This is a genomic window from Mycobacterium sp. NPDC050551 (genome assembly GCF_040674075.1).
Taxonomy (GTDB): Bacteria; Actinomycetota; Actinomycetes; order Mycobacteriales; family Mycobacteriaceae; genus Mycobacterium.
The window spans coordinates 160,366-175,146 of the sequence record NZ_JBFARC010000008.1; the positions used below are offsets into that span (position 1 = coordinate 160,366).

The 14,781-nt window shown below is 67.5% G+C and carries 14 protein-coding genes and 3 pseudogenes; 5 read left to right on the forward strand and 12 right to left on the reverse strand.

Going from position 1 to position 14,781, the window contains the following annotated elements:
• The first annotated feature begins 146 nt into the window (after positions 1 to 146).
• The 4 genes and pseudogenes from AB0K11_RS26950 to AB0K11_RS26965 form a co-directional block, all read left to right on the forward strand.
• On the forward strand, positions 147 to 1,514 hold the full coding sequence (locus tag AB0K11_RS26950; RefSeq protein ID WP_364984530.1) for an aromatic ring-hydroxylating dioxygenase subunit alpha: 1,368 nt from the start codon (positions 147 to 149) through the stop codon (positions 1,512 to 1,514).
• 44 nt (positions 1,515 to 1,558) lie between these two features.
• Complete coding sequence (locus tag AB0K11_RS26955) at positions 1,559 to 2,023, forward strand: hypothetical protein (RefSeq protein WP_364984532.1); 465 nt, start codon at positions 1,559 to 1,561, stop codon at positions 2,021 to 2,023.
• Positions 2,020 to 2,604: pseudogene (locus tag AB0K11_RS26960) on the forward strand (cytochrome P450); the annotation flags it as partial. The gene AB0K11_RS26955 and the pseudogene AB0K11_RS26960, both read left to right, overlap by 4 nt.
• An 8-nt stretch (positions 2,605 to 2,612) precedes the next feature.
• Positions 2,613 to 2,969, forward strand: a pseudogene (locus AB0K11_RS26965) (carboxymuconolactone decarboxylase family protein); the annotation flags it as partial.
• Between the two features lie 119 nt (positions 2,970 to 3,088).
• Here AB0K11_RS26965 and AB0K11_RS26970 read toward each other — a convergent pair.
• From AB0K11_RS26970 to AB0K11_RS27010, 9 genes and pseudogenes are all read right to left on the reverse strand, one after another.
• Positions 3,089 to 4,294: a cytochrome P450 gene (locus tag AB0K11_RS26970; RefSeq protein WP_364984534.1), complete on the reverse strand. Its 1,206-nt coding sequence runs from the start codon at positions 4,292 to 4,294 to the stop codon at positions 3,089 to 3,091.
• A 40-nt stretch (positions 4,295 to 4,334) separates the two neighbouring features.
• On the reverse strand, positions 4,335 to 4,535 hold the full coding sequence (locus AB0K11_RS26975; RefSeq protein WP_364984536.1) for a ferredoxin: 201 nt from the start codon (positions 4,533 to 4,535) through the stop codon (positions 4,335 to 4,337).
• Positions 4,536 to 4,563: 28 nt separating this feature from the next.
• Positions 4,564 to 5,766 (reverse strand): cytochrome P450, encoded by a 1,203-nt coding sequence (locus AB0K11_RS26980; protein ID WP_364984538.1) that lies wholly within the window; start codon positions 5,764 to 5,766, stop codon positions 4,564 to 4,566.
• Between the two features lie 120 nt (positions 5,767 to 5,886).
• The gene (locus tag AB0K11_RS26985; RefSeq protein WP_364984540.1) at positions 5,887 to 6,681 is read right to left on the reverse strand and encodes an NAD(P)-dependent oxidoreductase; all 795 of its coding nucleotides are present in this window, start codon (positions 6,679 to 6,681) and stop codon (positions 5,887 to 5,889) included.
• Positions 6,678 to 7,496 (reverse strand): NAD(P)-dependent oxidoreductase, encoded by an 819-nt coding sequence (locus AB0K11_RS26990; protein WP_364984542.1) that lies wholly within the window; start codon positions 7,494 to 7,496, stop codon positions 6,678 to 6,680. The genes AB0K11_RS26985 and AB0K11_RS26990 overlap by 4 nt, the downstream gene beginning before the upstream one ends.
• Positions 7,496 to 8,419, reverse strand: a complete 924-nt coding sequence (locus AB0K11_RS26995) for an alpha/beta hydrolase (protein WP_364984544.1) — start codon at positions 8,417 to 8,419, stop codon at positions 7,496 to 7,498. The genes AB0K11_RS26990 and AB0K11_RS26995 overlap by 1 nt, the downstream gene beginning before the upstream one ends.
• Positions 8,419 to 10,077 carry an OB-fold domain-containing protein gene (locus AB0K11_RS27000; protein ID WP_364984546.1) on the reverse strand — a complete coding sequence of 553 codons (1,659 nt, stop codon included), beginning with the start codon at positions 10,075 to 10,077 and terminating at the stop codon, positions 8,419 to 8,421. Before AB0K11_RS27000 ends, AB0K11_RS26995 begins: the two co-directional genes overlap by 1 nt.
• A 187-nt stretch (positions 10,078 to 10,264) precedes the next feature.
• Positions 10,265 to 10,507, reverse strand: a pseudogene (locus AB0K11_RS27005) (ferredoxin); the annotation flags it as partial.
• Positions 10,444 to 11,751: an NADH-ubiquinone oxidoreductase-F iron-sulfur binding region domain-containing protein gene (locus tag AB0K11_RS27010; RefSeq protein ID WP_364984548.1), complete on the reverse strand. Its 1,308-nt coding sequence runs from the start codon at positions 11,749 to 11,751 to the stop codon at positions 10,444 to 10,446. The gene AB0K11_RS27010 and the pseudogene AB0K11_RS27005, both read right to left, overlap by 64 nt.
• 39 nt (positions 11,752 to 11,790) lie before the next feature.
• Here AB0K11_RS27010 and AB0K11_RS27015 point away from each other — a divergent pair, with 39 nt between their 5' ends.
• A complete protein-coding gene (locus tag AB0K11_RS27015; RefSeq protein ID WP_364984552.1) occupies positions 11,791 to 12,264 on the forward strand; it encodes a hypothetical protein in 474 nt (157 codons plus the stop codon).
• 7 nt (positions 12,265 to 12,271) lie between these two features.
• On the opposite strand, the gene AB0K11_RS27020 is transcribed toward AB0K11_RS27015, so the two are convergent.
• Genes AB0K11_RS27020 through AB0K11_RS27030 form a run of 3 tightly spaced genes read right to left on the reverse strand, consistent with a single transcriptional unit; the run spans position 12,272 to position 14,769 of the window.
• Complete coding sequence (locus AB0K11_RS27020) at positions 12,272 to 13,162, reverse strand: alpha/beta hydrolase (RefSeq protein ID WP_364984554.1); 891 nt, start codon at positions 13,160 to 13,162, stop codon at positions 12,272 to 12,274.
• Between the two features lie 32 nt (positions 13,163 to 13,194).
• Positions 13,195 to 13,611 carry a Rieske (2Fe-2S) protein gene (locus tag AB0K11_RS27025; protein ID WP_364984556.1) on the reverse strand — a complete coding sequence of 139 codons (417 nt, stop codon included), beginning with the start codon at positions 13,609 to 13,611 and terminating at the stop codon, positions 13,195 to 13,197.
• A gap of 3 nt (positions 13,612 to 13,614) precedes the next feature.
• Positions 13,615 to 14,769 (reverse strand): amidohydrolase family protein, encoded by a 1,155-nt coding sequence (locus tag AB0K11_RS27030; RefSeq protein WP_364984558.1) that lies wholly within the window; start codon positions 14,767 to 14,769, stop codon positions 13,615 to 13,617.
• Between the last annotated feature and the right edge of the window lie 12 nt (positions 14,770 to 14,781).

Sequence of the window (14,781 nt, forward strand, 5' to 3'; positions counted from 1 at the left end):
TGTATCGCAGATACACGAGTGTATAGAGTGAGCGTCATCACATGGAGAGGCTGGAGCCCGCCTCGTCACAGCAGGCGCGCATCGGGCAGGCCCTCGTCCGCGACGCCTCCGCATGTGATCGCCGTCGACAGAGGAGGACTCCCTTGATGCCAGCAACACGCCCAGGAGAATGGCTCGATCCCGACTCCAGCCTCGGACAAGGGTTGGAGGACGTCCAGCCGGGAACGTTCAACATGACGCTGTCGGCGGACCGGTACACCTGTCCGGAATACGCTGCGCGCGAGCGGGATGCGATCTGGATGCGAACATGGCAGATCGCCGGCCGGGTCGAGGATCTACCCAAGCCCGGTGACTGGAAGAAGTACGACGTCCTCGACCAGTCCTTCCTCATCGTCCGCGGAAAGGATGAGCAACTCCGCGGTTTCGTCAACGCCTGCAGGCACCGCGGCAACGCGCTGTGCATCACCGAGACCGGCAACGCCAAGCGCGGATTCCTGTGCCAGTACCATCTGTGGTCCTACGACCTGGACGGCCGGTTGAAGGGCATGCTGCGGGAGAACCTTGCCGGCCCGATCGACAAGGCTGAGAACTCGCTGCTGCAGGTGTCGGTCGACACCTTCGCCGGCTTCATCTTCCTCAACCCGGACCCCGACGCAGTGCCGTTGCGCGATTACCTGGGCGAAGACGTGGTGAGCCTGCTCGAGCCCTACCACATCGAGCAGTTCACTCCGGTCATGGATGTCACCGAGGCGATCGAGTGCAACTGGAAAGTCGTCATGGACGCCTTCGAAGAGGGCTACCACATCAACGGCATCCATCCGCAGTTGCTCCAGGTGCTGCACATCAACCCGGCGACCGCACGCTACCGATTCTTCGAAAACCACAGCGCAGCAATGGCTCCCTTCGAGGTGGTGGGCGCCGGGGAGCAGGACCAGGTCGCCGGGATCCTGGCACTGCCCGAGACGTTCCCCGGCACCGTCGCGGTCATCCCGAGGTTTCAGGAACTCCTCGCGCCCTACCAGGCGGAGGACGGAAGCGTGTCGTTCCCGGACGGTGTCACCGCTCGAATCCTGCTGCAGCAGGCCACCCGTGAGGTACTTACCGGAATGGGCCTCGACGTGAGCGGTCTGACGGACAGTCAGATGGTCGACAACCAAGGGTGGGTTCTGTTCCCCAACTACTTCATGACGGTGCGCGCCGGCGAATGCCACATCGTGATGTCGACGCCGCACCCCGAAGGTGATCCCAACCGGTGCATCTGGCATGTGGCCAGCTACATGTACCTGCCCGACGAGTTCCGCGACGCTGTCCGGGCCGAGGCGATCGTGGTGGATACGCCCGGCGGCCACAAGTACTTCGAGGCGCTGCAACAGGACTACGAGCAGATGCCGCGCCAGCAGAAGGGCTTGCGCAACGACCGGCTCGAGCACATATCGCTGGTCAAGGAGGAAGTCGTGATCGCCCACTACCACTCCGTGGTGGACCGCTACCTCGCTGACACCGTGAAGCGCTGACGGGGAACAACACTGATCTGGCGAAGCAGGAAGGGGGACACGGTATGACGACCATCGACGACGTGATCGGCGATGCCACCGGACGCTCGCGGACGGTACTGGAGTACAGCCAGACGATGAGCCGACTGGTGAAAAGCGCGAAGGATCCGGAGTTCACGGTCGAGAGCTGGGCGCCGCTGGCAGAGTTGATTGCCGTCGACGATTTCGTCCGCATCGGACCCTTCAAAGAGGTGATGAATTGGGCCGAGTACGCCGAGTTCCTCACCAACTGGGCGAAGTCCTCCGACTGGGACTGCTCGTTCAAGCGGCTCACCGAGACTGAGGATGTAGCGTTCCTCGAACTCGAGGAACGCAGCCAGATCGGTGACTTCAGCAGCGTTGTCAACACCGCCTCGGTGTATGAGTTCACCGCCGACGGCAAGATCACTTACATCGCCGTGTACCTGCAGATGCAGCTCCCTGACCCGGCCTCGCTGCCCGACTTCCAGGGTGCCGGGGGCGCTGCGTGACCGACCAACAACTGGGCAACGATGTCGACGCCGTCGACTTCTTCACCGACAACGAGGTGCTGCACGACCCGTACGACTATCTGGCGGCGGTGCGCAACGAGTGCCCGGTGCGACGGGAACCTCACCACGACGTCGTGATGATCACCGGCTACGAGGAAGTGGTCGCCGTCTACAACGACAACGTGCGCTTCTCGTCGTGCACCGCAGTCACCGGACCGTTCCCGGGTTTCCCGGTTCCCCTCGAGGGCGACGACATCTCCGAATTGATCGCCGCCCACCGCGACGAACTGCCTTTCAACGATCAGCTGCCGACCCTGGATCCACCGCTGCACACCGACCACCGGGCCCTGCTGTCACGGATGATCACGCCGAAACGCCTCAAGGAGAACGAGGAGTTCATGTGGCGGCTGGCCGACCGTCAGTACGACGAGGCGCTGGCCGGCGGACGTTGTGAGTTCGTCGGGGACTTCGGCAATCCTTTCGCGATGCTCGTCATCGCCGATCTGCTCGGGGTGCCGGAGTCCGACCACGATGATTTCAAGGACGAACTCCTCACTGCCACCGGCACGATCGGCAGCAGCAGCGGAGGCTGCGGGTCGCGCACACCCGCCGGTCGGCGTTCTTCTGGGGCGAACACACCAAGGTCGCGACCGAAGGCGGTGTGCTCGCCGAGGACATCGCCCGCCTCGCGAAGGGCAACGACGGCTTCAGCGGCGTCGACCGGTTGGTCCTCGAGGCCGCCGACGAACTGCTGACACACGGCCGTGCCGAGGCCGACACATGGCAACGGCTGACCGAGAAACTCGGCACCCATCAGGCGATGGAAGTCATCTTCGTCGTCGGCACCTACGCCATGTTGGCGATGGCCTTCGACACGTGGCGCCTTCCCCGGCCCGCCGGCAGCGCAGCGCTACCTGAACCGTTCACGAGGAGGCAATCGCAGTGACCACCACCGAGAGCGAGACCGGCGTGCTGGCCGGCGAAGAGCGGATGTTGATCGACGGCGAGTTGCAGCACACAGGTGCTCGCCGTGAAGGCGGATTTTAGATCTCGTAGGTGTGCGTGTCAGCGCAGGACGCGCACCGGGACGTGGGACCAGCCCGCGACGTTCTGCATCGCCACCCGTCGGCAGTCGTCCCAGATCACCTCGTAGCGGGGCATGAAGTCGAGCAGCCGCTCGAGGGCGATCGCGCTCTCCATCCGGGCCAACGCCGCCCCCAGGCAGCTGTGCACCCCGTACCCGAAGCCGAGGTTCTGCGCCTCGGTCCGGTCGCGGTCGATGTCGAAGCTGTCGGCGTCGGTGAAGGCCTCGGGGTCGCGGTTGGCCGACCCGCCGAGCAGGAAGACCGGCTTGCCCTCGGGGATCGTGACCCCGTGCAGCGTCACCTCTTTCATCGAGCGGCGCACGTTGTACTGGGCGGGTGCCTCGTAGCGCAGCAGTTCCTCGACCGCGGCGGAGATCTTGCTGCGGTCGTCGAGCAACTTCTGCCACTGGTCGGGATTCTGGGCGAACGTCACCGCGGCATTGCCGATCAGCTTGGTGACGGTCTCCGCGCCCGCGCCGCCCAGAAGTGTGGCGAATCCGGCGATCTCGAAGTCGTCGAGGCTCTCCATCTGACCGTCTTCGCGCTGGATCTCAGCCTGCACCAGCCGGGTGAACATGTCGTCCTGCGGTTCGGCCCGCCGCTGCTGGATCAGCTCGTAGTACAGGCCCATCGCCTCGGCGATGGCCTGCATGCCCTCCTGGGACATCTCGACCTGGCCGGGCTCCCGGTGCAGCGACGTGTCCACCCATTGGCGCACCTGCTGGCGGCGGTCCTCGGGAACGCCGAGCATCCGGGTGATGACCTCCACCGGGAAGAACGCGGAGAACTCCTGTACGACGTCGAAGTGCCCGGGATCGGCGGCGCGGAAGCACTGATCGATCGTTTCGATCACCATCGGCTTGAGGTTCGCGATCGCGCGTGGCGTGAACACCTTGTTGACCAGGCTGCGCATCTGACGGTGCTCGGGCGGGTCCATCAGGATGATCATCTTCATCGGCAGCGGTTCACCGGACTTCACCATCGCCAGGTCGAGGCCGTACGCCGAGGAGAACGTCTCCCAATCCTTGAACGCCGCCGCCACATCCGCGTGCCGGGACAACGCGTAGAAGTCCTGTTCCTCGTTGTAGTAGACCGGCGCCTCCTCACGCATGCGCCGGTAGATCTCCCAGGGACTGTTGAAGTACTCCTCGGAGAAGGGGTCGAACACGAGCTTCGATGTGGTCATTCACTCTCTCATTTCGCCGCGGTGGGTGCCGGTGAGTCGGTCACTCGTCGCGGATGGCGATGGCCTGTCGCGGGCACTGCCGCACGGCCTCCTTGATCTGCTCTTCGTTCTCGGGCGTGACGTCCTCCTGCAGGACATGCAGGTAGTCATCGTCGTCGAGGTCGAAGACCTCCGGGATGATGCCCATGCACACCCCGTTGCTCTCGCAGAGGCCGAAGTCGACCTCGACTTTCTGGGTCATGCGCGATCCCGTTCCGCTTCTCGCTCGGTCACCGCACCACCCGCACAGGCACGTGGTGATAGCCGGCGACGTTCTGCATCGTGACGCGCTGCAGGCCGTCGAAATCGACCTCGAAGCGCGGCATGAAGTCGAGCAGATGCTCCAGCGCGATGACGGTCTCCAGCCGGGCCAGCGCGGCGCCCAGGCAGCTGTGGATGCCGTAGCCGAGGCCGAGATTCTGCGCCTGCGCGCGGTCGCGGGTGATGTCGAACGTCTCGCCGTCGTCGAATGCCCGCGGGTCGCGGTTGGCGGCGGCCTTCATCAGGAACACCGGCTTGTGCGCGGGGATCGTGCCGCTGGGCACTTCGGTCTCCCTGAGCGTGTAGCGCACGTTGTACTGCACCGGGCCCACGTAGCGCAGCAACTCCTCGACGGCGGCCGGCACCAGGCTGCGGTCGTCGAGCAGCATCTGCCACTGCTCGGGATGGCGCGCGAACTCGACCACGGCGCTGCCGACCAGCTTGGTGACGGTCTCGGCGCCTGCGCCGCCCAGCAGCGCGACGAAGCCGGTGATCTCGACGTCGTCGAGCCTGCGCATCTCGCCGTTCTCGCCGGGGATCTCGGCGGCGATCAGGCGGCTGATCATGTCGCTCTGCGGGTTCTGCCGCCGCTCCTGCACCAGGCCGTAGTAGTAGACCCCGGCGTCGATGTTGGCCTGCATGTTCTCGTCCGACAGATAGAGCTGTCCCGGCTTGACTTCCAGACCCTTGTCGATCCAGTGCCGCACCTGCTGTCGGAAGTCCTCGGGAACGCCGGCCATCCGGGTGATCACCTCGACCGGGAAGGGGCCAGAGAAGTCCTGCACCACGTCGAAGCCGTCGGGATCCACCTGGGACAGGTAGTGCGCCACGAGGTCGACGACGGTCTCGCGCTGAGACTGGATGGCCCGGGGGGTGAACGCCTTGTTGAGCAGGCTGCGCATGAAGCGGTGCTCCGGCGGGTCCATGAAGATGATCGACTTCTGGAACCCCTGGCCGGACTTGATCATGGACAGGTGACACCCGCGGGTGGACGAGAACGACTCGTGGTCCTTGAGTGCCGCCGCCACGTCCGCGTGCCGGGTCAGCGCGTAGAAATCGTCGTCCTCGTCGTAGTAGATCGGGGTCTCGTCGCGCATCCGGCGGTAGATCTCGTACGGGTCGTCGAAGTACTCCTGCGAGTACGGGCTGAACACCAATTTGGGCTTTGTCATGGAATCCTCCTCGGCGGCGAGATCAAGGCCGAAACGTTACGGAAATCTGAGAGACTGTAAGTCTCAAAATTATCATCGAAGTATGCGCCCAATACCGGCGAATCGCCCGAACCGGCGGCCTCACGCACGAGTTCCCGCGTCCACCAGTGCGTCCAGCAACCCCAGGTCGCCGCCGAGCTCGGCGACCGTGTCGCGCACGACGGCGATGTCCTTGCCGACGAACTCCCCGACCGCGGACGCGAACGCCCCGGTTGAGCCGGCGGCGGCGATCATGCTCAGCACCCGGCTCTGGGAACTACCGTGGGTCAGCGCGGCCAGCAGCGGACCCTCGCCGACGCCCAGCCGGGCGCCCAGCCTGGTGCCTTCCCTGACCAGCCCGATCTGCGCGGCGAACAAGGTGTTGTTGACCAGCTTGACCAGCTGCCCGGCGCCCGTGCCTCCCGCGTGCAGGATCGGGTCGCCGTAGGCGGACAGCAGCGGAGTCAGGCGGGCCACCGCGTCGTCGGGCCCACCGACGAAGAGTGTCACCGAGCCCGCGGCGATGTCGTGCGGGCCGCCGCTGACCGGTGCGTCGACGACCTCGACGTGGGGGAAACGCTCCGCGATGGCCTGTGCGGTGCGGGGGCTGCCGGTGGTGTGGAGGACCAGCGTTGCGCCCGGCCGCATCCCCTTGACCAGATCGCCGTCCAGGCACAGCTGCCTGACCTGTTCGTCGGTGAACACGCAGACGGCGACGACGTCGGCGCCGTCGGCCGCACCCGCCGGATCGTCGACCGGCGTGGCGCCCAATGCCTGTACCGCAGAACGCTTCTCGGCCGTCCGGCCGACCGCGCGCACGGTGTGCCCCGCGGCGACCAGGCGCGCCACCATCGGCGCGCCCATCCTGCCTGCGCCGACGAAACCGACGTCGGTCACCGCGGATGATCCATGTGTTCCAGGGCGGTGTCGGCCGCGGTGAACACCGATCCCTCGGCCGCCTTCGCGGCGGCCGCCAGGCTGGCCGCGTGGCGGACGTCCTTCTGCAGCAACGCTCCGGCGATGGGCGCCAGTCCCTCCACCGTGCCGCCGAACATCGAGATGCTGTTGACCGCCTTGCTGGTCGCCGAGCCGCGGACCAGCACCTCGCACAGCTTGTCGCGGGCCACGCCCAGTGCGTCGCCGAGTTCCAGTGCGCTCATCGCGCTGCCCAGGTTGGCGCTGAACAGCAGGTTGTTGAGGATCTTGGCGACCTGACCGCTGCCCAGTGGGCCGAGGTGCACGACGGGATCGGCGTACGTCGCGAACACCGGCCGGACCTTCTCGACGTCGGCCTCGGCACCGCCCACCATCACCAGCAGCGTGCCGTCGGCGGCGGCGGGGCCGCCCCCGCTGACCGGTGCGTCCAGCACCGAGACGTCCTGGCGCGCGGCGAGTTCGGCGATCTCGGAGCAGGTGTCGGGGTGCACGGTGCTGTGAATGGCGATGACGGCGCCCGGCGCCAGTCCGGCCAGCACCCCGGTCTCGCCGGTGAGCACCTGACGTACGTCGTCGTCGCCGACCACGCAGAGACAGACCAGATCGCTGGCCGCGGCCAATTCGGCCGGGGTCTCCGCGACCTTGGCGGCGGTGTCAGCGAACGGCTCCACCGACGCGGGCCTGCGGGCCCACAGCGTGAGTTCGTATCCCCCCTCGACGATCCGCCGTGCCATCGGCGCGCCCTGGCTTCCCAGCCCGATGAATCCAACCCGCATCAGCCGGCCTCCACTTCGATTCCTGCCGACCGGCTTTCGCGGGCGACCTCGACATTGACGACGCACTGTTCGACGAACGACAGCGCCCTGAGGTGATATGCCGCGGCGCCAAGGCCGAGGCTCAGATTGTGGCCCGCGTCGACGACTTCGCTAGTGGCGAATCGGGGAGCCGCAGTGAACGCCGCACCGATCTCGGCCAGCGCACCGGGATCGGACCGCCAGACCCGTTCGTGATCCGCATGGCTGAACTGCACCGGCACCCGCACCTGCGCGGCCAGTGCGGGGAAGTCCCGGTGCGGCCAGTCCCGCACCATGTCCGCCTCGTAGGGCGCGCCGGTCGACGAGTTCGTGATGCCGCTGAGCACGTCCGCGGGATACAGCTCGGCGGGTTCCCACAGCAGTGCCCGCAGCCCGGGCGGACGGTGGGTCGCCGACGCGTTCCGCAGGATGTCGAGAGCCGCGTCGTGATAACGCAATCCGGTGCCCGCGAGCTCCAGCCCGAGCAGTGCGGCGGCGCGCGGGTCGTCACTCGCGGCCATCCGCAGGGCGAGTTCGCAGCCGTTGGAGTGGGCGAGGACGAACAGCCCCGCTCCCCGCGGGCGGGCGCCGAGCACCTTGTCGACCGCGCCGTAGGCCAGCGCCACCCGCTGCTCCGGCCTGGCGATCGCGTCGGGGTAAGCCGCCGAACTGCCATAGCCCGGGCGGTCGAGGGCCACCATGGTGAAGCCCAGTGCGGCGCCGAGGCGCAACAGTGACAACCGGGGATGGCCGGGGCAGTCGAAGTACGCCGCGGTGCTCGCACCTCCGTGCAGTGCGACGACGACGGCCCGCGGATCCTGTTCCGGTTCGGCGACCAGCGCCGACATCGGGACCAGGTCGCCGAGGCTGTCGACCATCACCACCCGCGGCCGCGGCGTCGTCATCACGCCTCGGTCCGCAGCAGCAGCACCCCGCTGGGCGTGAGGCCACCGCTGCTGGTCACCGCCACCCGGGCGCCGGACACCTGCCGCTCGCCGGCCTCACCGCGCAGCTGGGTGACCGCCTCGTGGAGCAGGCCCATGCCGTGGGTGCGTCCGTGAGAGAGCTGCCCGCCGTGGGTGTTCAACGGGATCACGCCGTCGCGGGCGATGTTGTGGCCGCCGTCGAGGAAGTCCTTCGCCTCGCCGATCCCGCAGAAGCCGAGCGCCTCCAACCACGACAGGCAGTTGAAGCTGAAGCCGTCGTACAGTTCGGCGACGTCGACATCGCTGGGCCGCAACGACGTCCGGGTCCACAGGTGGGCGGACTGACCGAGCACCTGCGGCTCGTGGGTCAGTGTGGTCTGATCCCAGTCGGTGCGCTCGACGATCTGCGTGCCCACCGCCTCGACGTACACCGGCGGCTTCGCCAGGTCGCGGGCCGCGTCGACCGCCGAGACCACCACGGCGACCGCGCCGTCACACGGCACGTCGCAATCGTAGAGCCCGAACGGTGTGGTGATCATCCGCGCCGACAGGTAGTCGTCCATGGTCATCGGATCGCGGTAGATCGCGGTCGGGTTCAGGCCGGCGTTCGCCCGCTGGTTCAGGGCGATCCAGCCGAGCGTCTCGCGGGTGGTGCCGAAGCGGTCGAAGTGCCGATGTGCGTTCTGTGCCAACGTGTGTGCCGCTGACGTCGCTCCGAAGGGCATCTGCCAACTGGCGGTGCGGGCGCCCCCGGGCGGGGACATCCTGCCCTCTTTCATCAGCTGACCGAACGTCGCCTCCCACAGCGTCCGGAAGCACAGCACGTGGCGCGCCATGCCGGTGGCTACGGCCATCATCGCCGCGATCACCGAGCCGCCGGGGCCGAACGTGTCCATCCCGCCGTTGATCCACGTGGGCCGCAGGCCCAGTGCGCCCTCCAGCGCGTTGACGCCGCCCTCGCCCATCCCCGCGATGTCCAGACCGGGATAGGTGGACAGCCCGTCGATGTCGTCGAACGTCAGGCCGGCGTCGGCGACGGCTGCCTCACAGGCGTCGATCGTCAGCGACAACGGCGGCACCATCAGCCGGCGGCCCAGCCGGGAGGCGCCCACGCCGGTGATCGCCGAGTGCTCCTCGAACTTGTCGCTGCGCAACATCGGACGCACATGCTTGCCGAAATCCGTTGGCGCGATCTCGTCCGTCGGCAGCACCGGTTGCTGTCCGGCGTCGGCCGCAGGCCTGAAGACCGGCAGCCACACGTCGGCCACCTGCTGGAACGTCACGTCGACCGGTTGGCCGATCGCCACCGCCTCGGGATCGGCGTCGACGATGTTGGTGGTCAGCCGGACGCGCGGATCCTCCAGGATCGCGACCTCGGCGACGACGTAGGGCGGCGGTAGGTCGGGGAAGCCGAAGCGGTGGTTGACGGTGAACCCGGCGATCGTGCCCTTCCCCGACACCGCGCTCGGCTCGAGCTTGCGGCTGCGGCAGTACCGGCAGATCGGTTGCGGCGGATGGATGTAGGACTCGCAGTCCTGGCACTGCTGCAGACGCAGCACGCCGTCGGCGCCCGAGGTCCAGAAGAACTCGTTCTGCGCCGTCAGCTGGGGTACCGGCCGTCCCGGGATGTCCGTCATCTCACATCCCCGGCATCATCTGTGCTTCGCGCACCACATCGGCATGGTCGGGATCGGACTCCTCGACGCGTGGCATCCCCTCGCCTGCCGGAGCCTGCAGCGGCGAGCGCTCATCGGTCACATGCTCTTCGCGCAAGCGCTCATCGGTCACATGCTCTTCGCGCAAGCGCTCATCGGTGGCCATCTCGATGATGGCGTGCACCGGGCAGTCCAGCAGTGCCCGTTTGACGGCGGGCTGGTCGGCCTCCGGCACGGTGCCGTTTCCCACCAGCGACGCATAACCCCAGTCGTCGAGCGAGAAGTACTCCGGGGCATGCTTCGCGCAGACGCCGAAACCGTCGCACATCGTCCGGTCGAGACGCACTCTCACGGGGTCATCACCGCCTCCACCTCGTAGGGCCGCATCGCGTTGTACACCGTGGAACCACATGAGCTGCAGGAATTCTCGAGGTGACGGGCGACCTCCTGCGGGAAGCTGCGCAACAACGTGGCCGCCACGTTCGTCGCGGCGTCCAGGGTCGCGCAGGCGCCGCGGCCGCGCAGCACCACCGACCAGCGCTCCAGGCGCGCCAGGTCTTCCGTGGTCGCCGCGCCGTCGCGCAGCGCACCGGTGACGGCGGCCATCGCCGCGGTCCCGTTGAAGCACGAGCCGCACTGACCGGCGTTCTCCCGGTCGAAGTACGACATCACCGAGGCCGCGACCGCGATCGGGCACTCGTCGGTGATCAACGACACCGCGCCGCAGCCCAGGCCGCTGCCCACCCGCTGCATCGTCTCGTGGTCGAGCGTGGTGTCGAGCACGTCGCGATTCATCAACCCGGTGAAGTAGCCGCCCATCAGCACGCCACGCACGTCGTCAGCGGGCACGCCGTACACGTCGAGCAGGTCGGTGAACGCTGTGCCGTGCGGCAATTCGTACAACGCCGCCGGCCTGCCGCCACCGGTGACCGTCGCCAGAAACGTGCCGGGCGAGGTGGACGTCCCCGCGGACCGGAACGCCTCCGCACCGTGCCGCAGCAGGAAGGGCAGATTGGCCAGGGTCTCGACGTTGCTCACGGCCGTCGGCAGCCCGGCCACACCCTGTTCGAACGGCCGAGGCGGCTTGTCGCTCGGTTTCGCGGGGCCGCCGTTGACGAAGCGGACCGCCGCGGTCTCCTCGCCGGCCACATAACCTGCAGCCACGGTCACGACCGAGACCGGCGGGTCGTCGGAGCGCTCGCCGAGTTCGGCCAGCGCGCCCGCGGCGACCTCGGCGGCGCGGCTGTCCGACACATACAGGTATGCCCGGTCGGCGCCGACGATCCGGGCGGCTAACCGCAGGCCGTCGAGTACGAGGTGTGGCCGGTGCCGCAGCAGCCAGCGATCCTTGACCGACGCGGGCTCGCCCTCTTCGCCGTTGGCGATGATGACGGCGCCGCCTGCGCGACGGCCGTTGTCGCGCACGGTGCGGAGCTTGACGGCGAGCGGGAACGCGGCGCCGCCGCGGCCCAGCAGGCCGGACAGGTCGACAACGTCGAGCAGGCCGTCGGGGTCCGCCAACGGCTGGTACCCGCCGAGGGCCGTGTAAGCCGTGAGATCCTCGGTGCCGGAACCCACGTCGTCGCGCAGCAGCCGGGCGACGGTGCCCGGCCAGCCCGCGACGGTGAGTTCGGGTGTCGCGGCGGTGGTGTTCATGACTGCCTCCCGTCACTGCCCGTGGATAGGCTGGCGGACATGAGAACCGCGGTGGTGCGTGTCGGTGTCGACCCGTCCGGGGAGCTCGGTGCCGAGCAACTGCGCGACGGGGTGACGGAGCTGCGCAGGCTGGCGGCCGACGTCGGCGCGGAGGTGTTGGCCGACGACCTCGCGGCGCTGCCGCCCGCCCGCCGTGAGGTCGAGGTGCTGATGCTCGCCACGGCTGCCGACGAAGTGATGCGCACGGCGGTGGGCCTGTGCGTCACCGCGTTCGGCACGGAACCGACACCCGGCGTGGTGACGTTCATCAGCCGGGGCACCGATGACGACGCCGTCGGTGTGCTCGCCGGCTTCGGGTTGACCGGGGCGATCGAGCGCACGCCGGGGGACGAGGGGTGGGACGTGGTGCAGGTGACGCTGGCCAAGGGGGACCTCGAGCGGGTGCCGGAGAGCCGGATCCATACGGCGCTCGAGGCCTCGCTCAACTGCGAGGTGCGCATCGTCACGCGCTGAGGAGTGGTCATCTCCGGCCGACCCGAGATGAACTCAGGAAGTCCAGGATTGCCGGGGCCGCCTGCACCCACGTGTCGAACATGTTGAAGCGCTTCACTTTCCCCTGCGCTCGCTTCTCGCTCGCGCGCTCCCAGGCGTCCTCCGGCCACGGCGGATCGATCAGGGTCGAGCCCTTGATCAGGCAGCTCACCTCCAGTGACGTCCGCTTGGGATGGTCGAGGTCGTTCTCGCCGCCGCGGATGATCAGTGTGGGCACCGTGATGTTGTCGAACATCTCGTCCTCCACGCCGGGGATCGTCTGGCCGGGCTTGGGCACGAAGGCGTTGAGCCAGCGCAGCATCAGCTTGAGGAACTGGTCCGGGTCGAGAGCGAGCAGGCGGTCGTGGTTGTCGGGGTTCTCCGCGATGCGTTCCCGCCACTCCGACACCCCGGCGACGCCGGCCATCCCGGTGCCGCGGACGGCGAGGATGCTCGGCACGATGTAGTAGGAGCCGAGCACGAAGGAGCCGTAGACACCGCCGACGATGTTCCACACCACCAGCTTCTTCACCAGTTCGGGGTAGAGCATCGTGGTCAGCATCGAGTCGCGCGCGCCGCCGGAACCGCCTGCGAGGATGCACGGCCCGATCTCCAGCGCGTCGATCAGCGCTCGCAGTGTGTCCGCCCGCATGTGCGATTCGCTCTGACCGTAGAACTGCACGTCGGACTTGCCGCAGTTGGGCCTGTCCCACAGCAGCACCCGGTAGCCGCCCTCGACCAGCTTCTTGGCCAGCGGCTTGAGGCCCGGGATGTCCTTGCTGAACCGGCCGCCGGGGGTGAGGACGATGAATTCACCCTCCTTGCCCAGGATTTCGTACACGACGTTACCGCCGTTGATCTCGATCTTCTTGTTGGGCAACTTCTCTCCGATTTCTGGGCGTGAGGACCGCGTCAGGCCTGGACGAGGACGTCGTTGCCGACGACCCGGACCGGGTAGGTGCGGATGCTCCACTCCGGCTTGACCGCGGTGGTACCGGTGGCGAGCTCGAAACCCCACTGGTGCCAGGGACAGAAGATGAACTCCTTGTCGCGCACCATCACCGCGTCACCGGGGACACTGTCGTCGGCGACGTTCTGCCCACGCGCCCGCCCCGAACACAACGGACCGCCCTCATGCGGACAGTAGTTCGCGATGGCATAGAAGGTGCCGTTGACGTTGTACACCCCGACACCGTGCCTGCCGATGGGTACCAGTTTGTGTGCCCCCGAGGGGATCTCGTCGACCGTGGCGACGACGTGTTCACGCCCCTGCGCGAGCCGGGGTTCGCGCCCCGCCGGCGGCCGGGGCGCCTCGCTCTGCTCGGTCATAGTTCAGAAGACCCGGACCTGTCCCTCGAGCGCCGGGACGGTCTCGGGAAGGTGGTATGTCGCGATGCCGTTGCGGAACATGATCGCCTCGCGGGCGTGTTCGGGCAGGTGCTTGACCAGCCAGCGCGGGTCGTCGAACGTCCAGTGCGGGTAGTCACTGGAGAACAGCAGGATCTTCTCGCATTCCATCCACTCGAAGGCCCGGGTCAGCTCCGTCTTGTCCTCGGGATAGTCCAGCGGCTGGGTGGTGAACTTGATGTGGTCCTTGACGTACTCGCTCGGCTTGCGCTTGATGTCCAGCCAGGACTTGCGGGCCTCGTAGATCGCGTCCATCCGCCACATCAGCGGCAGGATCCAGGTGAACGCGTGCTCGACGAAGACGATCCGCAGGTTGGGGTGCCGGTCGAAGGTGCCGTCGAAGATCAGGCTCATCACCTGGTTCGCCGCCAGCAGCGAGTAGGTGACCATGAAGTCGTGGTTGTAGCTGGGAAGTCCGACCGGCGGCATGGGCAGCTCATCGTAGTGGCTGCGCGACAGGTGGCAGCTCACGGTGATGTCGTGTTTGGTGGCCGCGGCCCAGATCGGGTCGTACTTCGGGTTGCCCCATGACGGGCGCGGCTCGGCCTTGATCAGGATCTGCGCCATGAACGGGTGGCCGGCCCAGCGCTCGATCTCCTCGACGCTGCGCTCGGGCTCCTCGATGGCCAGGCAGATCGACCCGCGCCAGCGTTCGTGCCAGTTGTTGTGGCTGTCCAGCCAGTGCTTGTCCTGCCAGTCATTGAGCGCGCAGTTCATCGCGTGGTTCGCCTCGGGGATCCGCGCCGGATATGCGGCGGGCTCCAGGATCGCGATGTCCGCGCCCGCCTCCATGATCAGCTGCTTGAACGCGAGATCCGGATCGCTGCAGGGGAATTCACCATCGGCGGGGAAGGCGTCGACGCGCATCGCGTAGGAGTGCGCGTAGTCGGGGGCGTCGTAGTAGATCTGGTCGCCGACCTTGTGGGAGCCGAAGTAGCGGCTGCGCCACGGCTCGGGGATGTACTGACCCAGCTCGCCGGTACGGGGTGCGGGATGGACGTCGGAGTCGACGCACCGGACTGCGATCCGTTCGGCGGCGGGAATCCTCGGATTGGCTGTGACGGACGGGATCGTTGTCATGATCGCTCCTCT